Origin of the sequence: Thermoanaerobacter wiegelii Rt8.B1, assembly GCF_000147695.2 — a bacterium.
Taxonomy (GTDB): Bacteria; Bacillota; Thermoanaerobacteria; order Thermoanaerobacterales; family Thermoanaerobacteraceae; genus Thermoanaerobacter; species Thermoanaerobacter ethanolicus.
Map to the genome: position 1 here is coordinate 548211 of NC_015958.1, position 23169 is coordinate 571379.

General features: G+C 34.6%; 23 protein-coding genes. 16 read left to right on the forward strand and 7 right to left on the reverse strand.

All coding sequences use genetic code 11. The annotated features are described in order from the left end of the window. The first annotated feature begins 26 nt into the window (after nt 1-26). From nagE to THEWI_RS02630, 12 genes are all read left to right on the forward strand, one after another. Nucleotides 27-1427, forward strand: a complete 1401-nt coding sequence (gene nagE, locus THEWI_RS02575; protein ID WP_014062337.1) for an N-acetylglucosamine-specific PTS transporter subunit IIBC — start codon at nt 27-29, stop codon at nt 1425-1427. A gap of 112 nt (nt 1428-1539) precedes the next feature. Beyond that, the gene (locus THEWI_RS02580; RefSeq protein WP_014062338.1) at nt 1540-2025 is read left to right on the forward strand and encodes a PTS sugar transporter subunit IIA; all 486 of its coding nucleotides are present in this window, start codon (nt 1540-1542) and stop codon (nt 2023-2025) included. A 17-nt stretch (nt 2026-2042) separates the two neighbouring features. Next, nucleotides 2043-2870, forward strand: coding sequence for a glucose PTS transporter transcription antiterminator GlcT (glcT, locus tag THEWI_RS02585; protein ID WP_014062339.1), 828 nt, complete (start codon nt 2043-2045; stop codon nt 2868-2870). A 131-nt stretch (nt 2871-3001) separates the two neighbouring features. Further along, a complete protein-coding gene (gene nifV, locus THEWI_RS02590; protein WP_014062340.1) occupies nt 3002-4153 on the forward strand; it encodes a homocitrate synthase in 1152 nt (383 codons plus the stop codon). A gap of 24 nt (nt 4154-4177) precedes the next feature. After that, nucleotides 4178-6097: an aconitate hydratase gene (locus THEWI_RS02595; protein ID WP_014062341.1), complete on the forward strand. Its 1920-nt coding sequence runs from the start codon at nt 4178-4180 to the stop codon at nt 6095-6097. Nucleotides 6098-6444: 347 nt separating this feature from the next. Further along, on the forward strand, nt 6445-7332 hold the full coding sequence (locus tag THEWI_RS02600) for an ROK family transcriptional regulator (protein ID WP_041589185.1): 888 nt from the start codon (nt 6445-6447) through the stop codon (nt 7330-7332). A 23-nt stretch (nt 7333-7355) separates the two neighbouring features. Next, a complete protein-coding gene (locus THEWI_RS15535; RefSeq protein ID WP_041589186.1) occupies nt 7356-7562 on the forward strand; it encodes a hypothetical protein in 207 nt (68 codons plus the stop codon). 4 nt (nt 7563-7566) lie between these two features. Next, nucleotides 7567-8244, forward strand: coding sequence for a hypothetical protein (locus THEWI_RS02610; protein ID WP_014062342.1), 678 nt, complete (start codon nt 7567-7569; stop codon nt 8242-8244). 13 nt (nt 8245-8257) lie between these two features. Continuing rightward, complete coding sequence (locus tag THEWI_RS02615) at nt 8258-9544, forward strand: hypothetical protein (RefSeq protein WP_014062343.1); 1287 nt, start codon at nt 8258-8260, stop codon at nt 9542-9544. 67 nt (nt 9545-9611) lie between these two features. Next, nucleotides 9612-11759, forward strand: a complete 2148-nt coding sequence (locus tag THEWI_RS02620) for a hydantoinase/oxoprolinase family protein (protein ID WP_014062344.1) — start codon at nt 9612-9614, stop codon at nt 11757-11759. 4 nt (nt 11760-11763) lie between these two features. Beyond that, nucleotides 11764-12201, forward strand: coding sequence for a hypothetical protein (locus THEWI_RS02625; protein ID WP_244262301.1), 438 nt, complete (start codon nt 11764-11766; stop codon nt 12199-12201). Between the two features lie 100 nt (nt 12202-12301). Then, entirely contained in the window at nt 12302-13639 is a 1338-nt protein-coding gene (locus THEWI_RS02630; protein ID WP_014062346.1) for an FAD-dependent oxidoreductase, read from the forward strand. Between the two features lie 33 nt (nt 13640-13672). Here THEWI_RS02630 and panD read toward each other — a convergent pair whose 3' ends face one another. The 7 genes from panD to THEWI_RS02665 form a co-directional block, all read right to left on the reverse strand. Next, nucleotides 13673-14029 carry an aspartate 1-decarboxylase gene (panD, locus tag THEWI_RS02635; protein ID WP_014062347.1) on the reverse strand — a complete coding sequence of 119 codons (357 nt, stop codon included), beginning with the start codon at nt 14027-14029 and terminating at the stop codon, nt 13673-13675. Further along, nucleotides 14029-14880 carry a pantoate--beta-alanine ligase gene (gene panC / locus THEWI_RS02640; RefSeq protein WP_014062348.1) on the reverse strand — a complete coding sequence of 284 codons (852 nt, stop codon included), beginning with the start codon at nt 14878-14880 and terminating at the stop codon, nt 14029-14031. The genes panD and panC overlap by 1 nt, the downstream gene beginning before the upstream one ends. Further along, nucleotides 14877-15701 (reverse strand): 3-methyl-2-oxobutanoate hydroxymethyltransferase, encoded by an 825-nt coding sequence (gene panB / locus THEWI_RS02645; protein ID WP_014062349.1) that lies wholly within the window; start codon nt 15699-15701, stop codon nt 14877-14879. The genes panC and panB overlap by 4 nt, the downstream gene beginning before the upstream one ends. Continuing rightward, the gene (locus THEWI_RS02650; RefSeq protein ID WP_014062350.1) at nt 15661-16551 is read right to left on the reverse strand and encodes a Rossmann-like and DUF2520 domain-containing protein; all 891 of its coding nucleotides are present in this window, start codon (nt 16549-16551) and stop codon (nt 15661-15663) included. Before THEWI_RS02650 ends, panB begins: the two co-directional genes overlap by 41 nt. A gap of 197 nt (nt 16552-16748) precedes the next feature. Continuing rightward, nucleotides 16749-17513, reverse strand: a complete 765-nt coding sequence (locus THEWI_RS02655) for a tRNA (adenine-N1)-methyltransferase (RefSeq protein WP_004402502.1) — start codon at nt 17511-17513, stop codon at nt 16749-16751. 73 nt (nt 17514-17586) lie between these two features. After that, nucleotides 17587-17970, reverse strand: a complete 384-nt coding sequence (locus THEWI_RS02660; RefSeq protein WP_014062351.1) for a DUF4363 family protein — start codon at nt 17968-17970, stop codon at nt 17587-17589. Between the two features lie 2 nt (nt 17971-17972). Next, entirely contained in the window at nt 17973-18647 is a 675-nt protein-coding gene (locus THEWI_RS02665; RefSeq protein ID WP_014062352.1) for a YetF domain-containing protein, read from the reverse strand. A gap of 222 nt (nt 18648-18869) precedes the next feature. On the opposite strand from THEWI_RS02665, the gene THEWI_RS02670 reads away from it, so the two are divergent. From THEWI_RS02670 to THEWI_RS02685, 4 genes are all read left to right on the forward strand, one after another. Further along, on the forward strand, nt 18870-19691 hold the full coding sequence (locus THEWI_RS02670; RefSeq protein WP_006569136.1) for a Cof-type HAD-IIB family hydrolase: 822 nt from the start codon (nt 18870-18872) through the stop codon (nt 19689-19691). 317 nt (nt 19692-20008) lie between these two features. Beyond that, on the forward strand, nt 20009-21025 hold the full coding sequence (locus tag THEWI_RS02675) for a LacI family DNA-binding transcriptional regulator (RefSeq protein WP_004402491.1): 1017 nt from the start codon (nt 20009-20011) through the stop codon (nt 21023-21025). Nucleotides 21026-21078: 53 nt separating this feature from the next. After that, on the forward strand, nt 21079-21756 hold the full coding sequence (locus tag THEWI_RS02680) for a response regulator transcription factor (RefSeq protein ID WP_006569135.1): 678 nt from the start codon (nt 21079-21081) through the stop codon (nt 21754-21756). 10 nt (nt 21757-21766) lie between these two features. Next, nucleotides 21767-23167 carry a sensor histidine kinase gene (locus tag THEWI_RS02685; protein WP_014062353.1) on the forward strand — a complete coding sequence of 467 codons (1401 nt, stop codon included), beginning with the start codon at nt 21767-21769 and terminating at the stop codon, nt 23165-23167. Nucleotides 23168-23169 lie beyond the last annotated feature (2 nt).

Sequence of the window (23169 nt, forward strand, 5' to 3'; positions counted from 1 at the left end):
TGAAAAATAAAAAAAGGAGGTTTTTTATGAAGTGGTTAGCAAGTGTTCAAAAACTTGGTAAAGCCTTGATGCTTCCAGTTGCAGTTTTACCTGCAGCAGCGCTCCTTTTAAGACTTGGCGCACCTGATGTTTTCAACATTCCTTTTATCATGCAAGCAGGTGCAGCGGTATTTGACAATTTACCCCTTATCTTTGCTATAGGTATTGCAATAGGTTTTGCAGAAGGGGACGGAGTTGCGGCTCTTGCTGCAGCGGTGGGCTATTTTGTACTGACAAAAGGTGCTACCACAATAAACAAAGACATCAATATGGGTGTTTTAGGCGGTATATTGATGGGATTAATAGCTGGTTATCTGTATAACAAATATCATGACGTTAAACTCCCAGACTTTCTTGGCTTCTTTGGAGGCAAAAGATTTGTGCCGATTGTAACGGCTTTTGCTGCGATTATACTAGCACTTGTCATGGGTTATGTATGGCCTCCCATACAGAATGGTATATATGCGCTTGGTGAGTGGATAATTGGCGCGGGAGCACTTGGAGTATTTGTATATGGTGTATTAAATAGGCTTTTAATTCCTTTTGGACTTCATCACGTTATAAACAGTCTTGTCTGGTTTGTTTTTGGTACATTTAAGACAGCAGCCGGCAAAGTTGTAACTGGCGATTTAAACAGGTTCTTTGCAGGAGACCCGACTGCAGGTATCTTTATGGCAGGATTTTATCCTATTATGATGTTTGGACTTCCAGCAGCAGCACTGGCTATGTGGGCAGCTGCTAAGCCAAATCAAAGGAAAGCTGTGTCTGGTGTGTTAATAAGCGCAGCTCTTACAGCTTTTTTGACAGGCATTACTGAACCTATCGAATTTGCATTTATGTTTTTGGCACCAGTACTTTATGTAATACACGCTCTTTTGACAGGTTTGTCTCTTGCTATAACTTATGTTCTTGGAATAAAAGCTGGTTTTGGTTTTTCAGCTGGTCTTATTGACTACATTTTAAGCTATGGAATATCCACCAAACCGCTCTTACTTCTTTTGGTAGGTATTATCTACGGAGCAATATACTATGTAATTTTCTACTACGTAATAGTAAAATTCAATCTGCCAACACCTGGAAGATTAGAAGAAGAAGCTGTTGACCAATATGCAGACATGTCAAAATCAGAAATTGGAGATATTGCTGCACAATACGTAGAGGTATTAGGTGGAGTAGAAAATATACAGTCTTTGGAGGCTTGTATAACAAGGTTGCGCTTGACTGTAAAAGACGATACAATAATAGACGATGATAAACTTAAAAAGTTAGGGGCAACAGGCGTAATGCGGATGGGCAAAAATGCGCTGCAGGTAATTGTTGGTACAAAAGCTGATTTGATTGCACAAGAAATGAAAAAGCACATGAAAAAAGCAGGAGGTAAAATTTAAGGTGAAAATGTTTTAGGCGGCCGCAAACTGGCCGCCATCAAAATTATTTTAAGAAGTTTGAAATATATGGGTATAATAAGATATTATAAAAAATACAGAAAGGGCTGATTACATGTTTAACATATTTAAAAAGAAAAAATACGTAGATATATATTCTCCTATTAATGGTATATTGTTAAAAATCGAAGATGTGCCAGACCCTGTATTTTCCCAAAAAATGGTAGGAGATGGAGTGGCATTAGAACCCACAGAAGGTATTGTATATTCACCGGTTAATGGAACTCTTGTGCAATTATTTCCTACAAAACATGCTTTGGGAATAAAAACAGAAGAAGGATTAGAAATACTAATTCATATTGGGATGGACACAGTAGAAATGAAAGGAAATGGATTTGAAAGTTTTGCTTTAGAAGGTGAAAAAGTGAAAATTGGAGATAAGTTGCTTAAATTTGATATGGAATTGGTTAAAAAAGAACATCCCTTGACATCTCCAATTATTATTACTAATATGGATATAGTGGATAAAATTGTAAAAGAATCTGATGGTGAGGAAGCAAAAGCAGGAAAGACAAAGATTATGAGAGTATACCTCAAGTGAAAAGTGAGGTATTAATTATGTATCAAGTGGTAAAAGTTCTTAACAATAATGTGTGTATGGTAAAAGATGATAAAGGTATGGAGTGCATAGTCGTTGGAAAAGGTATAGGGTTTGGCAAAAGACCAAGTGATATTATTGAAGAAGACAAGTTGGAGAAAATATTTTATGTACAAGAAGATGCTAATAAAATTAAGTTTTCTGAGTTGATGGAAAAGATAAGAGGAGATGTAATAGGGATTGCAGAAGAAATAATAGCTATGGCAGAAAAAATAAAAGGCAAAAAACTTAATGAGCATATACACATTGCACTTGCTGATCACATTGCCTTTGCAATTGAAAGAATAAATATGGGAATAGAAATAAAAAATCCTTTTAATATAGAGATAAAAGCTTTATATAAAGATGATTACAATATTGCATTAAAAGCGTTAGAACTGATAAAGAAAAGGCTTAATATTTCACTACCCGAAGATGAAGCAGGCTTTATAGCACTTCACTTGCATGCTGCTTTAGAAAATGCTGGCTTATCAAGCACTTTAAAAAATACTAGATTGGTATCTCAATTAGTGTCAACAATTGAAAACCACCTAGGGAAACATATTGATAGAGATTCGATTGATTATCTAAGACTTGTAACTCACCTGCGTTTTGCTATTGATAGATTAGAAAAAAATACACCAATAGCAAATGAACTTTTAGCCTCAATAAAGAAAAAATTTAAGAGAGCTTATAAGATAGCAATGCAGGTCTCAAAAGTAATAGAAAATACGTTAGGAAAAGAAGTTCCTGAAGAAGAAATAGGATATATTGCAATACACATTCAACGATTAATCAATACTATTTAACAAACCCGAACTAAAATTAATTTTAGTTCGGGTTTTGCAATTTTTATAATGCAAAATTGCAAAATACTATTGACTTTATAAGTAGTTACATATAAAATATCTTATAAAGAGTTTTTGAAGGGGGAAGCGGAATGACTCTTAAAAAGGGCAAGAAAGTCTACATTGTTGACACGACTTTAAGAGATGGAGAGCAAACTGCAGGAGTTGTGTTTGCAAATAACGAAAAAATCAGAATTGCACAAATGTTAGATGAAATTGGGATAGACCAATTAGAAGTAGGTATTCCCACAATGGGAGGAGACGAAAAAGAAACTGTTGCAAAAATTGCAAAGCTTGGATTGAATGCCAGCATAATGGCATGGAATAGAGCGGTAGTAAAAGATGTTCAAGAGTCTTTGGAATGTGGCGTTGATGCAGTTGCAATCTCTGTGTCTACTTCTGATATTCACATTGAGCACAAGCTTAAAAAGTCAAGACAATGGGTTTTGGATAATATGACCGAAGCGGTTAGATTTGCTAAAAAAGAAGGCGTATATGTCTCTGTCAACGCAGAAGATGCTTCTCGTACGGATATGGACTTCCTTATTGAATTTGCGAAGTGTGCAAAACAAGCAGGTGCAGATCGTTTGAGATTTTGCGACACCGTAGGATTTTTAGATCCTTTTAAAACTTATGACATGGTCAAAGCAATAAAAGAAGCAGTTGATATTGATATTGAAATGCATACCCACAATGACTTTGGAATGGCTACTGCAAATGCTCTTGCTGGTATGAGAGCGGGGGCTAACTTTATAGGGGTTACTGTAAACGGCCTTGGAGAAAGAGCCGGGAATGCTGCTTTAGAAGAAGTTGTAATGGCATTAAAGCATGTCTACAAAATAGATTTAGGAATAGATACAACTAGATTTAGGGAAATTTCTGAATACGTTGCTTTAGCCTCAGGAAGACAGTTGCCAGCATGGAAAGCTATAGTTGGAACAAATGTCTTTGCTCATGAATCAGGTATTCATGTAGATGGTGCCCTTAAAAATCCTTACACATACGAAATATTTAACCCTGATGAAGTAGGCCTTGAAAGGCAGATTGTGATAGGCAAGCATTCTGGTACTGCAGCTCTTATAAATAAGTTTAAAGAATACGGCAGAGTTTTAACAGAAGAAGAAGCAAATCAGCTTTTGCCTCATGTAAGAAAATTAGCTATACAGCTAAAAAGGCCGTTATTTGATAAAGAGCTGATGTACCTTTATGAGGATGTTATTAAAAACAGAGAAAAGGCTATATAAAACTATGTTACAGGAGTGAAGGCAATGAATCTTACGCAGAAAATACTATCTTCTCACCTTGTAGAAGGAGAAATGGTGAAAGGTCAAGAAATAGCAATTAAGATTGACCAAACTTTGACTCAAGACTCTACTGGTACCATGGCGTACCTACAATTAGAAGCTCTCAGCATCGATAGAGTAAAAACTGAGCTTTCTGTTGCTTACATTGACCACAATACATTACAGCAAGGTCCTGAAAACGCGGATGACCACAGATACATCCAGACTGTTGCAGCAAAATATGGCATATATTTTTCAAGGCCTGGCAATGGAATCTGCCATCAGGTACATCTCGAAAGATTCGGAAGGCCTGGGAAAACTCTTTTAGGTTCTGATAGCCATACGCCAACAGCTGGTGGGTTAGGAATGTTAGCTATAGGAGCAGGAGGATTAGATGTTGCTTTGGCTATGGCAGGAGAGCCTTACAGAATTATTATGCCCTCTATTGTAAATGTAAGACTTACCGGTAAGTTAAGACCCTGGGTATCAGCAAAAGACGTAATATTGGAGCTTTTAAGAAGACTTACAGTAAAAGGTGGCGTAGGCAAAATTTTTGAATACTCGGGAGATGGGGTAAAAACTTTATCAGTACCTGAAAGAGCCACAATAACAAATATGGGGGCGGAATTAGGAGCTACAACTTCAATTTTTCCATCAGATGAGAGGACTTATGAATTTTTAAAAGCCCAAGGGAGAGAAGATGCATTTGTGCCTTTGGCTGCCGATGAAGATGCCCAGTACGATGAGGTCATTGAAATAAACCTTGATGAATTAGAACCATTAGTAGCACTTCCTCATAGTCCTGATAATGTTGTAAAAGTAAAAGATGCAGGAAGGCCAAAAGTTGACCAAGTTGCTATAGGGTCCTGTACCAATTCTTCTTATGCTGATTTGATGAAAGTTGCTTCTATATTAAAAGGGAAGGTTATTCCGGAACATGTAAGCCTTGTAATTGCTCCAGGTTCAAGGCAAGTCCTTAATATGTTAGCAAAAAATGGTGCGCTTTCTGATTTAATCTCAGCAGGTGCGAGAATATTGGAAAGTGCATGTGGTCCCTGCATTGGCATGGGTCAAGCTCCTGCAACAGGGGCAATTTCTGTAAGAACCTTTAATAGAAACTTTTATGGTAGAAGTGGTACTAAGTCAGCATCAGTATACCTTGTAAGCCCTGAAGTTGCTGCTGCTGCGGCTTTGACAGGCTATTTAATTGATCCTAGAGAATTAGGAGAAGCCCCTGAAGTCCCCTATGTAGAAAAGTTTGAAATAAATGATAACATGATTGTAAAACCACCGGAGGATAGAGAAAAAGTTGAAGTAATAAAAGGTCCTAATATAAAACCATTTCCTCTTAACACTCCTCTTTCTGATATAGAAAAGAGGGTGCTAATTAAAGTAGGAGATGACATAACTACAGACCATATAATGCCTTCAAATGCTAAGTTGTTACCATTAAGATCTAATATCCCTGAGCTTTCGAAACACTGCTTCGAAATAATAGATGAAAACTTTTCAAAAAGAGCGATTGAATGGGGCGGTGGTATAATTGTCGGTGGATCAAATTACGGACAAGGTTCCAGCCGAGAGCACGCAGCATTGGCTCCGCTTTACTTAGGAGTAAAGGCTGTCATAGCAAAGTCATTTGCGAGAATACACAAAGCAAACCTTATAAATAGTGGAATTCTTCCTCTTACTTTTGTAGATGAAAAAGATTATGAAAACATTGAGGTTGGGGATGTTTTAAAGATAGAAAATACGGTAGAACAAGTAAAAAGAGGTGGCAGGATCACAGTAAAAAATCAAACGAAAGGCACAACCTTTGAAGTAAATCTTGATGTTTCAGATAGAAACAGAGAAGTACTCATAGCAGGCGGAATGATAAATTATGTAAAAAGTAAAAACTATTGAAAAACCGGGTAATGTCCCGGTTTTTTCGATATCTAGGTGCTGTTATAGAGGAAAGGTATGGAATCAGTGCAAAGTGGAAAAGGAGATGAGATAAAGCTATAAAAAGCTAAAAGATTGATGATAAAAATTTTTTTATATTTTAAGAAGAAATTTAAAAAATAATGTCGAATATATAGAATTAAGATAATAAGAAATTAGAAATAACATAAATTTACTTTAGAATATAGGAAGTTGTACATATAGCGTCATTTTAAGGAAGGCCGCAGTTGTTTTTCTGTTAAGTAGTATTAAATTTTATTTTATAAACTTATTACGAACTTCTTAATAAGTTAGGGAGGTAAAAGTAATTGAGGCGAAAAAACAACTTAAAAGAATTAAAAGACAGAAACAAAAAATTAATCTTAAAAACACTTATTAATAAAGGTGCGTTGTCGAGAACAGAAATTTCACAATATACTGGTTTAAGCTTAACAGCTGTTTCAGATTTGGTTGACGAATTAATAGAAGAAAATATTGTAAAAGAAAACGGAATAGGTACATCTACGGGTGGCAGAAGGCCCATTATGCTACAGTTTAATCCTGAAAGTGGATATATTTTAGTGGTTAAGGTTGATGAAAATAAAATAATAGCTTCTTTGTTTGATTTTTCTATGAATAAGATATCACAGAAGGAAATTAAATTTGATTATTTTGAAATATCTAAATTAGAGGCAAAAATAAAGGAATGCTATTTTTCTTTTGAAAAAGAAACATGTAAAGAGGGCAAAAAAATATTTGGTATAGGTATTTGTTTGAACAATGATGTTAAAACTTTAAAACCGAAAGGAATTTTAAATACATCTATTTCTTCAGAGTTTATAACGATAGAGCAGTCACTATCTTTGGAGCTTGGACTTACTGTAGTTGAGGAAGATGAATTGAATTTAAAGGCCATGGTAGAATACCAAAACCTAAATACGAGGGAGAATCTTGCTTACATTAAAATAGATGAAGATATTGAGTCTTCAGTAATTATAAAAGGGAAGCGCTTAGAAACTAGCATAAATATTGGACAAATGATTGTAGATAAAAATGGTCCAACCTTAGAAGCGGTAGTATCAATAAAATCAATAATAAAAAGAGCATTAATAATGATGATCGAAGAGCATGAAAAAGAACAAATTGATAATATACCTCCAATAAATATTGATAATTTGTGTGAAATATTAAATGATGAGAAAAAAATCGTCTTATAAATGAAGTAAGTAACTATTTAAAAGTGGCTATTATCAATTTAAAAAATTTACTGGATATAAAAGTCTTTATATTTGATGGTAAAATATTAAAATTATCAGCTCTTATTAATTCTCTGGCAAGATCTTGTGAGAATTTGGTGATTAAAAACCCATCTACAAAAGATGAGGATGTTATGAGAGAAGCAGCAAAGCTTACTTTAAAAAAAATAATAAATATACAGGAGGCGTAGCTTTATGGAATTTCTTGATTTGCTTAATTCAAACAAAATGACATTAATAGTTAGTCTACCTGAAAACAAAGTAGAATTTGCACAGGCTGCTGTGAAAGGAGGTGCAGATGCGTTAAAGGTCCATGCTAATGTTTATCATCCGGCGAGTGGCAATAATTTCGGAGGTGTAATGGAACAAAAGGAGGTGTTTGAAAAGATAATTAAATATGCCAATGTGCCTGTGGGCCTTGTTCCTGGCGCACAGTTATATGCAAGCAAAGATGAAATTAAAATTATAGAAGAAATTGGCTTTAGTTTTTTGTCTATGTTTGCGCATTATATGCCACTTTATATGATTGATTCAAATCTTGACAAGATGATTGCTGTTAATGAAACATATGATTTAGGTCATATCAGGGCAGTTAATAGAATAGGTGTAGATGTAATAGAAGCTGATGTTCTTCCCGATGATAGAAGAGAAAAAATTTATGTATTTGATTTAATGAGATATGGTAGGCTTGTTGAAAATGTTGACAAACCTGTTGTAGTTCCTACTCAAAGGATTATAGAACCGGATGAAGTAAGATTCTTATATGAATTAGGAGTAAAAGGGATAATGATAGGTGCAATTGTGACAGGAAATACCGTAGAAGGAGTTGAAAGAATAACCAGTTTGTTTAGAGAAGCAATAAATAAATTGTAAGGGGGTTTTTATCATGCAGGCAGTATTGATATTGGTTCTTTTTTTAGCAATTGCAGGGCTTATGATAACAAGGAAGTTGCCGACGTTAATAGCACTTCCAATACTTGCGATAGGAATAGCGGTAATTGCTGGTGTTCCTCTAAAAATGGTAGACCCTAAGACTAAAGTAGACACAGGGCTTTTAGCTTATGTGATAGATGGAGGAGCTATAAAACTTGCTGCTGCATATGCGGCTGTAATGTTTGGTGCATGGCTTGGGCAAATTATGAATCAGACTGGTATATCAAAAGCAATTGTTAAGACAGCAGCGGAGTTAGGTGGAGACCGACCTTTTATAATAACAATTTTAGTTGCAGTGGCAATAGCTTTACTATTTACGACTGTAGGTGGTCTTGGTGCTGTAATAATGATTGGCAGTATAACAATACCTATATTGATGTCAGTAGGTGTAGCTCCTATGACAGCAATTGCAGTATTTTTGTTTGGTATGGCGATAGGTCTTGAACTTAATATGGGAAATTGGGCTTTTTATATAACGGCCACTGGTGTAACGTTAGAACAAGTTAGAAATTTTGCATTGATTCTTATGGTTTTAACGGCTATTACTACATTAATTTTTGTAATAATAGAATTTAAACGCCAAGGTTTAAGATTTGCTTGGGCTGAAAAGAATATACAAGAGGTGGAGCAAAAAGTTAATTTTTTAGCATTGCTAACTCCAATTGTTCCTATTTTGTTTGTGTTAGTTTTTAAATGGTCAATTATCTCGTCTTTTATTGTAGGAATAGTTTACAGTATAATTACAACACAAAAATCAATTAAAAACGCCCTAAGTATAACTACTAAAACAGCATATGATGGCATAGCGGATGCAGCACCTGCTATTCTTTTAATGATAGGGATAGGTATGGTATTAAATGCAGTTATGCACCCTATGGTTGCAAAAAGCCTTGAACCCGTTTTAAAAAATATCATTCCGACATCCCACATTTCTTATATTATATTTTTCAGTTTACTTGCTCCCTTGGCTCTTTATAGAGGTCCTTTAAACTTGTGGGGATTAGGAAGTGGCATAGCTGGTCTTATAATTGGCTTAAAACTTTTGCCACCGACTGCAGTAATGGGTGCACTTTTATCAACAGAAAGAATTCAAGCGATAGGAGATCCAACAAATACACATAATGTTTGGCTGAGCAATTACGTAGGGGTAGATGTCAACAAATTATTATTAAAATTATTGCCATATATATGGTTGCTTGCTATTGCTGGTGTAATTACAGCCTCGATAATGTTTTTCTAAATTTGAAGTAAAGTGAGGGGCTAAGCAAATCAGCTTAGCCCTTATTATAAAAATTTAGGAGGAGATAATGTTGAGAGTAAGAATCGGGATAGACGTTGGGGGAACATTTACAGATGCTGTGGCGATAAACAATGATACCTATGAAATAATAGGTGCAGTGAAAATACCCACGACGCACACAGCAAAAGAAGGAGTAGCGAAAGGCATTATAGAAGTATTAAAAAAGCTTATGGAGGAATATAATATAGAGCCTGAAGATGTTCTCTTTATTGCGCATGGTACGACACAGGCAACAAATGCTCTTTTAGAAGGCGATGTAGTACCTGTTGGTATTATAGCAGTAGGGAAAGGGTTAGAAGGCATAAAAGTAAGAAGCGATACAAACATTGGAGATATAGAACTTGCGCCAGGGAAGGTATTAAAAATTGTCAATAAATATATTGAATTAGACGACAAATTTGAAGAGAAGATAGAAGAAACAGCGGAAGAATTTAAGGTGCAAGAGATAGGAGCAGTTGTTGCTGCTCAAGCCTTTTCAGTGGACGATCCAACAACCGAGAATAGAATAATAGAAATTGTAGAACAAAAAGGACTTCCGGCGACAGCAACACACGAAATAACAAAACTATATGGGTTAAAAATAAGGACAAGGACTGCAGCAATAAACGCATGTATACTTCCCAAAATGATAGAAACAGCAAACATGACAGAAGAAAGCGTAAAAAAATCCGGTATAAAGGCACCTCTTATGATAATGAGGTGTGATGGTGGCGTAATGGATGTATCAGAAGTAAGAAAAAGGCCAATACTTACGTTGCTTTCAGGGCCTGCTGCAGGTGTAGCGGGTGCCCTTATGTATGAAAAAATATCTGACGGCATATTTCTTGAAGTTGGAGGAACAAGTACAGACATCTCTGCAATAAAAAACGGCAAAGTAATGGTAAATTATGCAGAAATTGGAGGGCATAAAACATATCTTAACTCTCTTGACGTAAGAACGGTAGGAATAGCAGGGGGAAGCATGGTAAGGCTTAGTGACAAAGATATAGAAGACGTTGGACCAAGAAGCGCCCACATTGCAGGTTTACCTTATGCAGTCTACAGTGATCCCGAAGAAATAATAGAACCTGAAATAGTATATATAAAACCTAAAAAGAACGATCCTGATAATTATGTTGCAATCAAAAGTAAAAATGGAAAAGTATTTGCAGTAACTGTATCCTGTGCAGCAAACGTATTAGGATATGTAAGACCAGAAGATTATTCCTATGGTAATGTAGAAGCTGCAAGAAGGGCCTTAGAACCAATTGCAAAAAAACTTAATAAAACAGTTGAAGAAGTAGCAAAGAGAATTATGGACATTGCGAGCATGAAAGTAATAAGAGTTGTTGAACAACTTATCACTGATTACAAACTTGACAAATCTACTACAGTACTTGTAGGTGGTGGAGGAGGAAGTGCATCTATAGTTCCCTATGTTGCAAAAATGATGGGTATGAACCATAGAATAGCCAAAAACGCCCAGGTGATCTCTACAATAGGTGTAGCACTTGCAATGGTAAGAGAAATAGTAGAGCGTACCATACAAAATCCTACTGAAAAAGACATATTGTCAATAAGAAACGAAGCAAAAGAAGCAGTAATAAAATCGGGAGCATTAGATGAAACAGTAGAAATATATGTAGAAATAGACTCGCAAAAAAATATAGTAAGGGCAATTGCGACAGGAGCTACAGAGTTACGCTCGAAGGATATATTAAACAAAAATTTAGGAAGAGAAGAAATAAAAAAAATAGCAGCTCAATCAATGAAGTTTGAGTCAGCAAAAAACGTTCAGATAATTGATGAAACAGGTTCAATGTATATCGTAAAAAGCATAGAACACAGGAAGAAATTTTTTGGATTGTTATCACAAAAAATTGAAAGCGTACTGGTAATAGACAAAGAAGGAGTTATAAGACTTAACAAAAATAACGGGAAAGTATATAGAACAAATATAACAAACTTTGAAAATGATTTAAACAAAGCATTAGAGCAAAACATATTTTACGGTGATGGTGGAGCTGAAATTCCTGACTGCTTTATCATACTATCAAATAGAATAGTAGACTTATCAGGACTCATTGACAAAGGACAAATAATTTCACTGGCAAAAGTAGAAATAGGCGGTTTATCTGATAATGACCGGGTATTTATATTATTAAGTAAAAGGTGATGAGATGGTACCATCTGTATTTCTTGATAAACAACAATTAATTAGCCAGGAGTTAAAATTTGATATTTATTACAATAGGATATGTGAATTTGATCTTAATGATATACTAGAAATGGCATGGGATAGAGGAATCAAAGAGGCAAAAAAAATAAAAGACAAAAATATAAGGCAATTAATATCTCAAGAAAATATACTTGTAGAAACTGACGAAAAAAGTTATAATCCATATTATGTTATTTTTAGTGATTATAACAGTGGAGAAGAAAAGATTACCCTCTATAAAAAAAATATACAAAACATATTTATTCCTTCCATACCAGATAACTATATTTTTTGGAGAGATTACGAAAAAGTTGTAGATTTATTTCTGAGCCATGAATATTTTCACCATTTAGAAACCAAATATATTGGATTAACAAGTGAAATAAAAAAATACAGATAAAAATCGGGCCATTTGTATTAAAAAGAAAATTGAGAGCCTTGAGTGAAATAGCTGCACATGCGTTTGTAAAAGAATTTTATGATATATGGTAGGTGATAGAATGAAACTATATGACGTAGTTGTTGTTGGTGGTGGCGTATCAGGGACAGTTGCGGCAATAGCATCTGCAAGAAATGGAGCTCAAACTCTTCTAATTGAACGATATGGATTCCCTGGTGGTTCACTCACAAATATGGGTGTTGGTCCCATGATGACGTTTCATGCGGGCGATAGACAGGTTGTAAGAGGAATACCACAAGAGATATTAGATAACCTTGTGAAAGTTGGTGGAAGCCCTGGCCACGTAATTGACACAACTGGGTTTGTAAGTACTGTAACACCTTTTGATGTAGAACTTATGAAATATGTTTTGCAAAAGATGCTCATAGATAGTGGTGTAGAGATATTATTTCACAGCTATTTATTAGGCGTTGAGATGGATGGAAACAAGATAAAATCAATTAAAATTGTGAACAAATCAGGGGAAATGACTATAAAAAGCAAAATTTATGTAGATTCAACAGGAGATGCAGACCTTGCTATAAGGTGTGGCGTTGATTATTTATTAGGAAGACCTCAGGATAACTTGACACAACCGATGACAATGAATGTAAGAATAGGCAATGTGGACATAGAAAAAATAAAAGAATATATGCTAAATAATCCAACTGAATTTAGAATGGTGGATAAAGAAAAAATCATAAAAGCAAAAAGACTATCGGTAAACGGTTTTTATTCTATATTAAAAGAGGCAAGAAAAAAAAGAGAAATAAATATCGAAAGAGACATGGTGCTATTTTTTGAAACAAATACACCGGGTGAAGTTATAGTAAACATGACAAGAGTGCAAAGGCTAAACGGTACAGATATAGAAGATTTAACTAAAGGTGAAATAGTAGGCAGAATCCAAGCCATTGAATTATTTAACTTTATGAAAAGAAGAATACCTGGTTTTGAAAATTGTGTATTAATTTCAACAGGTCCACAAATAGGGGTGAGAGAGACTAGAAAAATAGTTGGTGAATATATATTGACAGCTGAAGACCTTATTTCAAACAAGCGTTTTGATGATTGCATTGCAAAAGGAGGTTATCCAGTTGATATACATTCTCCTGATGGAGAAAATGTTGTTTACATGAGACTTAAAGAGGGGAGTGATTATGATATACCATATAGAAGTTTGTATAGTAAAAAAGTAGATAATTTACTTGTGTCAGGCAGGTGTATATCATCAACCCATGAAGCCAACGCAGCAGTAAGAGTTTCACCAATTGCTATGGCAACGGGGCAAGCAGCAGGGACAGCTGCAAGTATAGCAGCAAAGGAAAACCTAAAAGTTTGGAATATTGATGTAGGGACTTTGAGAAATATTTTATTAAAACAGGGAGCTTATATTTAATGGTAAAGGTACATTAAATATGTACCTTTACCATTAAATTTTATTTATAGGTTTATTATTTTCATCTAGGAATATTACTTTGGGTTTGTAATTTTTGGCTTCCTCATCATCTATTATTGCGTAAGATATTATGATGATTATATCGCCCGTATGACACAGTCTTGCTGCTGCGCCGTTTATGCGTATCTCTCCTGAGCCTCTTTCGCCTTCTATTGCGTAAGTGTCAAATCTTGCACCGGTGTTGATGTTTAAAACTTGTACTTTTTCATTTGGCAGTATATCAGCAAGTTCCATTAAATTTTTATCAATTGTTATAGAGCCTTGATAATTTAAATTTGTCTCCGTTACAATTGCTCTGTGTATTTTTGATTTCATCATAAACCTTTGCATTATATATTTTCCCCCCACAATAGATTATCTATAAGCCTTGTTGTCCCAATAAAGCAAGCTATTGCAATAAGTGCTTTATCTTTTATATAAGTTAAGTCTTCTAATGTATCAGGATGAACGCAGGAGACATATTGGACTTTGCATAAAGGTTCTGAGTTTAAGACTTCCTCTACTTTTTTTATTATAGTATTGGCATTTCTTTCGCCATTTAAAAGTAATTTTTCGGCTACTTTTAAAGATTTCGAAAGTATTGTGGCGGCTTTTCTTTCTTCAGGATTTAGATATACGTTTCTTGAGCTCATTGCTAAACCGTCACTTTCCCTTACAATAGGAGCTTTTATTATTTCTACAGGGAAATTTAAGTCTTCCACCATTTTCTTTATCACTGCAACTTGCTGTGCATCTTTTTGTCCAAAAACCGCTATGTCTGGTGTGAAGATGTTAAAAAGTTTTGCTACTACTGTTGTTACACCTTTAAAATGCCCTGGTCTAAAGGCTCCGCAGAGTTTTTCAGTGATTTTATCTACATTTACTGTTGTGAGAAGCTCGGAAGGATACATTTCCTCAGTAGAAGGAGCAAAAACAAGGTCGCATCCTTCTTTTTCAAGAAGTTTTAAATCTCTTTCTAAATCTCGAGGGTATCTGTCAAAGTCTTCATTAGGTCCAAACTGAATTGGATTTACAAATATGCTTACAGCTACAAAATCTGAGTGTTTTTTTGCAATTCTTACAAGAGACAAATGGCCTTCATGGAGATATCCCATTGTAGGTACAAGCCCAATTTTTTTGCCTGATAGTTTTTGTTCTTTAATTACATTTCTTACATCATTAATTTTTTCTGTTACTATCATTTATTCTCCCTCTTTTCTAAAGAAAAAGAATGTTCTTCATTTGGAAATAAACCTTGTTGTACTTCTTTAATGTAGGCATTTATGCCCTCTATCATTATTTTTTCAATATCTGCGTATTGTTTTACAAATTTAGGCCTATGACCTTGTGTTATACCTAACATGTCATGGGTGACGAGGATTTGGCCATCGCAGTAAGGACCTGCTCCTATTCCAATAGTTGGAACTGAAATATTTTCTGCAATGTCTTTTGCAAGCTCCATTGGGATGCTCTCAAGCACTAGGGCACATATGCCGGCTAGTTCTAATACTTTTGCATCGTTAAAAATTTTTTTGGCTTTTTCTTTTTCTTTGCCTTGGACTTTATATCCTCCCAATTGATGTACTGATTGAGGAGTAAGTCCGAGATGGCCTACCACCGGTATTCCTGCATCTACTATGGTTTTGACTATGGAAGCTATTTCTTCTCCGCCCTCCAACTTTACGGCGTGAGCTCCGCCTTCTGCAATAAGCCTTGCAGCATTTGCCATAGTCTGTTCTTTTGATATGTGATATGACATAAAAGGCATGTCGGCAACTACAAAGGCACGATTTACTGCCCTTGAAACGGCTTTTGTGTGATGTATCATGTCCTCCATTGTGACAGGTATTGTGCTTTGGTATCCTAAAACCACCATTCCAAGGGAATCTCCTACTAAAATCATGTCAATTCCGCAATTATCAAGGATTTTAGCTGTGGGGAAGTCATAAGCAGTTAAAGCTACAATCTTTCTTCCTTCTTTCTTAAATTTCCTTAGTGTGAGAGTTGTTACTTTTTCCTCCATTTAATATACCCTCCAATTCAAAGTATTTTTCATTGTTAAAACTTCCTTTTTCATAAGCAATCTCAAGAGTTAATTTACCCAAACTTTTATAAAGCTCTTCAAGATTTGGATCTTTTATATTTTCAAGATGAAGATTTACAGTGTTTACATCCCCTCTTGCTATAGGACCTGTCAAAGCATCAGTTGTGCCTTTTTCTTTTATATTTTTTAAAGTTCCCTCCATTAAAGGGATTAAGGCATCAGGATAATTTTCAAAAGGAAAACCTGCTTCTTTTAGAAGAAGCAAACTAAATTTTGAAAGAGCTACAAGGTAATTTGAGGCTACAACACAAGCAGCATGATAAAGGGGTCTTACTATATTGTTTAAAACTATGTATTTACCTGATATTTTATTTACAATTTCTTTTCCAATTTCAACTGCTTTTTCATCCCCTTCTAAAGTGAAATAGGATTTTGGGAGAAGTTCTAAAGCTGATGATACAGAGGGACACGTTTGTATAGGATGCATTACCATGATAAAATTATTTTCATCTTTAAGAGGGTTTAAAACTTCTAAATTTAAAGCTCCACTTAAATGAGCAAAAGTTTTTTCTTTAAGTATTTCCTTGTACTGACTTAAATTATTTACTACTTCTGGTATGCTGTTGTCATTTGTGCTTATTATAATTACATCAGAATTTGTGATGACCTCTTCATAAGAAGAAAAGACACTGGATTGTGTAAATTCAGCCGATTTTTTGGCTGATTCTAAATTCCTGCTTAAAAAACCTGAAATATTAATACCATTTTGGGATAACAAAAAAGCGAGGCTTGTTCCTACAACGCCAGCCCCGACAAATCCAATTTTCAATAGTTTTCCCTCCTTTTAATTAAGACAAAAAACCTTCCACGGATGGGAAGGTAAATCTTCTTTATTTCCCGTCCCGGTCTTGTGATCCTGGCGGGGCATATAAGCCCTATTAAGTTTTTATGAAGTGTGTGGTTCTATGAAGATACCACCACTTTTAAAATAGCATAATGGGGTTTTGTAGTCAATAAAGACAATTACTATTCTAGCTTTCTTGCAAAAATGAGATAACCTGTGTGACCTACCATCAGGTCTTCTGGCCTTAACCTCTGAGGGATTAATTTATATTTTCTAAGCATAATTTCACTGACTTCTGAAATATAAAACCCATTTTTTTCAAGTGCAGCTAAACTTTCAGATACTTGATTTGTAGTGGGAACTAATATTCCTAAGTGTCCTGCAGGTTTTAGTGCTTTTCTTACTTCTTCTAAAACTTCCCATGGTTTTCTAACATCTAAGAAAAATGCGTCCAAATCTCTTTCTTTGATTCCATCATTTATAGATTTATTGTACATTATGACATTGTCAAATTCCAAAAATTCGCTGAGATTTTTTTGTGCAAGCTTATAAAATTCCTCTCTTTGTTCATATGTATATACTCTTCCATAAGGTCCCACAGCGCGAGAGAGGTATACAGTGAAAGCTCCAGAACCTGTTCCTGCTTCACCTACTCTTTTGCCTGGAAAAATGTCAAGGCGCATTGCTATGTAAGCTCCCTCTTTTGGATAGACAATTTGTGTTTGGCGCTTTAAGGAGTGCATTATGTAGTCAAAAGTATCACAATTAAGTACGTAATATTTTACTCCGTGTACTTCAAAACTATTGCCGGGTTTTATTTGGGACAAAAAATCTGTATCAATTTGACCTTTTGGCAGTCCTATTTTAGAGGTAGAGGATAGATCAACTACTTTTTTAAAATTATCTGGCCCTATTATTACTCGTTTTGTAGTGATTTTTGAATCCACATTTTATTCCCCCTTTCTTTTAAAAGGGTTTTTTATGCCTATATTATAACACATTATATTATAAAGTTACAGATTAAAGGATATTTTCAAGAGTTGGTTTTTCATTTTGGGGTATATGTCTTATTAACATTTTAATAGCTTTAAGCTGTGCCATGCTTAAATCTTTGTTTTTTGTTTCTACATAGCTTTTTAATTTTTCCATGTTTATTTCTATTTCGTCAATTTCTCTATGTTCTATCAGTATTGCCCATTTCTTGTCTATATTTTTCCATTCTTTTTCTGCTTTATCTATGTTTTTCTTTGCTTCAGTCCAGTTTTCCTTTTCTATATTTTGTTGAACTATTGTCAGCATTTTATCTAAATTTTCAGAGGTTTTATCAAGGTATTTAAAAGATACAATATCTAAAAGCAGGACGAAAGCGACAATGGATATCATCAAAGGAACTACATATCGCACATTTAACCTTCCTTTCTGTAAACAGTCAAAACTTTATTGGTATCTAAAGAGGCAAAAAGCACTTCTTTGACATTTTGTATTTTCCACATTTTAAGTTGTGCGTTTAGCCATTCCATGTCAATACCCGCTTTTTGCATATTTTGGTGCATAATTCTTCCATCGATTATTATTGGAAGAGGCAAGCCTTCGTATTGAGGTGTCAAATTTAAATCTTGTGGTGTAACTGGCCTTTTATTGGATTTTGGTATTACGCTTAAACTGCCATTTGTTTCAAGTATTGCGTATTCTACATCAGCTATGTTAGGATATCCCTTGACTCTTAACTCTTCCAAAAGGTCATTTATGTTGTACCTTTCTTTTTGGAGCTGAGATGTAAGGATTTTTCCGTTTTCAACTAAAATTGTAGGAGTACCACAGATTATAGCCCTGGCTCGCAAACTTTTTATTGACAAATAAGATAAAAAAAGCTGAGAGACTAATAAGGTTAAAATAGGTATAATACCTGATACAAGAGGTATCCCTTTGTTTTGCATAGGAATTGCCACTAAGTCTGCTATCATGATTGCTACAACTAACTCGTAGGGCTGAAGTTGACCTATTTGCTGTTTTCCCGAAATTCGCATGAATATTACGACGAGAGCATATAAAATTATTGTGCGAAAAAACAGTATCAGCATGTTTTCACCCTTTCTAAGTCTTCCATATATAGTATTGTTGAAGGATTTTGAAAATATTCATTTACATTTATTCCAATCTTTTGCAATAAAGTTTGTTAAAAAACTTTTTGTAATGTAAAATTTTCAGTGGTAACGTTTTATAACAATTTATGATATAGTATGTAAATTTACAAACTGTTATAATATAGAGGAGGGATAAATAAAAAATAGGGGTTGAAGAATATGTATAAACTTTTTGTCACAGATGCTGATGGGAGCTTATTAAATAGTAATTCTGAAATCTCTGATAAAAATAAAGAAGCAATAAAAGAGGTGATTTCAAGGGGAGTCATTTTTACTATTGCTACTGGACGTATGTTTTCTTCTATTTTGCCTTATGCCTTTGAACTTAATGTTAATGCTCCGGTGATTTCTTATAACGGTGCTTTAATAAAAGATATTTACACTAAAAAGGTGTATTATTACAATCCTATACAGACAGAAGATGCAATATTTGCAATAAGATTGCTAAAAGAAAGTGGATACCATATTAACCTCTATATTGATGATGAGTTATACGTGGAAGAAATAACTGATAGAGTAGAGTGGTACCTTTCTTTTAACAATGTTACTGTAAATGCGGTGGGGAATTTGGAGGAATTTCTTAAAAGAACGGGAAGCGTAACGGCTAAAATCTATGCGTTGAATGATATGAAAAATCCTATTTCTATTGATGCAGAAATTTACGACGAAATTTCAAAAAGATTGACCATTTCTACTTCTGGAGGAGGACATTTAGAGATTAATGCAAAAGGAGTAAGCAAGGGAAATGCTTTAAAAACTCTTGCCAATATGTACAGTATAAAAAGAGAGCAGGTAGTGGCGATTGGAGACAATCTAAATGACCTGTCAATGATAGAATATGCAGGATTGGGAGTAGCTATGGGGAACGCTCCTGACATTGTAAAAATAAAAGCGGATTATACAACTTTATCAAATGATGAAGATGGAGTTGCTCATGTAATAGATAAATTTTTCTTAAATAAAAAGACAGTAGCTGTATAGTAACCAGTTTAAACGAAAGGGAATAAAATATATTACCGCCCGGCGGTAATATATTTTTTTATTTTAGGTGATGACCATGGAAGGTATGGTTATAAAATTTATCAGTTTGGTTATTATATTTGTTGGGATTTTATATATGTTATTCTCTTTTTTGCCTCTATTTTGCGAAAAAGAACAAAAAAGAGAGTTAAAAGATGAGTCAGTCAAAAAAATTCATGAAAATGAATGAAAAAAATTGAAAAAATCTATTGACAAAATTCTTTTTAAAAAGTAAAATAACATAAAGCGAAAACGATTAATCCTGGGAGTGATGTGCAATGAGTGCAACGATAAAAGATGTGGCGAGAGAAGCAAAGGTTTCAATTGCTACGGTTTCTAGAGTGTTAAATAACAGTGCTGTTGTTACAGACGAGACGAGACAGAGAGTATTAGAGGCTATAAAAAAGACGGGATATAAGCCTAATGCGTTAGCTCGTAGTTTAAAGATCCAAAAGACTCATACTATAGGGCTTATAGTTCCTGATATTTCTAGTACTTTCTATCCTGAGGTAGTTAGAGGGATAGAGGATATTGCGGCGATGTATAATTATAACATATTTTTGTGTAATACTGACCAAAAAGAGGAAAAGGAAGTCAAATATATAGAAATATTAGGAGAAAAGCAAGTAGACGGGATTATCTTTATGGGGGATATTGTAAGGGATAGTGTTATACAAACGTTTAACGAATTTGGTGTACCAGTGGTGCTGGCAGGTACTCAGGACAAAGATAAGAGATTTCCTAGTGTTATGATTGACAATGAAAAAGCCGCATACGACGCAGTAAAATATTTGATTTCTTTAGGGCATAAGAGAATAGGTATGATTTCAGGGCCTATGCATGATCCTATAGGAGGGCTTCAAAGAATTGAAGGTTACAAAAAAGCTCTCGAAGAACACGGCATAAAATATGACCCGGAATTAGTAGTAGAAGGAGAGTTTAAAACTCGCAAAGCGTATTTAGCTATGCTAAAGCTTTTGGAATACAAGGTAGATGCAGTGTTTGCAGCATCAGATGATATGGCTGCTGCTGCCATAAACGCCATATTTGACTCAAACCTTAAAGTGCCCGAAGATATCCATGTAGTGGGGTTTGACAATACTTACATTTCTACTATTTTTAGACCGACAATTACTACAATACAACAGCCTGCTTATGATATAGGGGCTGTGAGCATGAGGCTTTTAACTAAGCTTTTAGCAAAAGAACCTATTGAAGAAATGCATGTTATTTTGCCTCATCAGTTGATTGTAAGAGAATCTACTGGCTTTGGAGAAGAAAAAAATAGCCGTTAAGGCTATTTTTTTTGTAAATTATTATGATATACTGGTGTCAGGGGGAGGTTTAGATGGAAAAATTGTTGATTATAGACGATGAAGAGATGTTTGTAAAAGGTTTAAAACTTTCTTTAGAAGAAGAAGGGTTTGAAGTTGATACTGCCTACGATGGAGAAGAAGGGCTTGATAAGGTTCGTTTAGGGAATTATGACCTTGTAATTTTAGATATTATGCTTCCTAAGTTAGACGGTTTTTCAGTGTGTAGAGAGATAAGGACTTTTTCAAATATTCCCATAATTATGCTTACTGCAAGAGGAGATGATATTGACAAGATTGTAGGGATAGAAATAGGAGCTGATGATTATTTAGCGAAGCCCTTTAATACTAGAGAGCTTATTGCGCGAATAAGAGCACTTTTAAGAAGAGCTACAAATCCTTATACTAAGAGGAAAGACGAAATAAGAAGGGGAGAACTTTATATAAATATTCCAGAAAGAGCAGTTTACAAGAGAGGCAAGAGAATTGAGCTTACAAATAAAGAATTTGAAATTTTAGTGTTGTTAGCTTCTAATCCAGGAAAAGTCTATACGAAAGATAAATTGTTAGACTTGATATGGGGATTTGATTTTTACGGTGATACTAATACTGTTACAGTGCATGTGAGAAAACTTAGAGAGAAAATTGAAGATGACCCTGCAAATCCTCAATATATTTTCACCAAATGGGGTGCAGGATACTATATGAAGTAAAGGTGATAAGATGAGTTTAAGGTGGAAAATCTTTTCTTTATATTTGATAATTTTAATAATTTCATTGGCATTAACTGGGTTTTATCTTTACCGTTATATTGAAAAAAGCTATTTAGACAATGTCAGAGTCAATAATTTAATGCAAGCCAATATGGTATCTAATTTTGTATCAAGATTTGTAGGAACCTCTTCTTCTTATCTGATTGAGCCCACTATAATGGAGTATGCAAAACAAATAAATTCAAGGATACTTTTTACTAATATAAATGGAAAAGTATTGGTAGATTCTGCTTCCTCAAAGGAATTTGAAGGAAAAGTAATAAAGGATTACAGCGATATAAAAGAGGCTTTAAATGGCAAGGGTTCTACAAGTATTCATGATATAAATGGTGTAGGTTGGGCGATGTATACTGCAGTCCCCGTTATAGCAAAAAACAATGTAGTAGGGGCAATACTTATATCTTCTTCTATAGATAACATAATAGACCTGTTAAACTCTATAAAGTATCGCATGATATATACTTTTACAGCTATTGGATTTTTGGTAAGCCTTTTAAGCCTTTTAGTGGCTTCTTACATTACTAATCCCTTAAAACGATTAACAGAAGCAGCAAATATTTTATCTCAAGGGAAATTGGATTATAAGGTGGACGTAAAAAGTAATGATGAAATAGGAAAATTGGCGAGAGCTTTTAATAAAATGAGTTTAAGCCTTATGCAGATTGATGAAGAGCGCAAAAGATTTGTTTCAGATGCATCTCATGAACTTAAAACTCCTCTTGCGTCAGTAAAGGCTTTGGTTGAATCATTAATAGATAGCAGAAATGAGGATGTACATTTTTATAAAGAAATATTGAGGGATGTGGACAGTGAAATTGATAGGATGACAAGACTAGTTAACGACCTATTAGAGTTGGCAAGAATGGACAAAATTAAATCAGTGAGAGTGAAGAAATGCGAAATTAGTGAAATCATATTGGACGTCATAGAAAGTCTCGCTCCGCTTGCAAAGGCAAAAGAAATAAACCTTGCTTTTCAAGGCAAAAGTAATGTCTTCGCAGAAGTGGATGCGGATAGATTTTACAGAATGGTGTATAATATAGTAGAAAATGGAATAAAATACACCTATAATGGTGGCAATGTCATAGTGGGTTTGGAGGAAGATGAAAATAATATTTATTTAACAATTGCTGACAACGGAATAGGTATAAGTGAAGAAACTCTTCCCAAAATATTTGACAGGTTTACAAGAGGAGATACCGCAAGGTCTAAAAAGAGCGGTGGTTTTGGCTTAGGACTCGCTATTGCTAAAGAGATAATAGACATTCATGAAGGCAAAGTCACAGTGGAAAGTAAAGTGGGAGAAGGAACTGTATTTAAAATTTCCCTGCCCAAAAAGAAAAAGGATTAAGC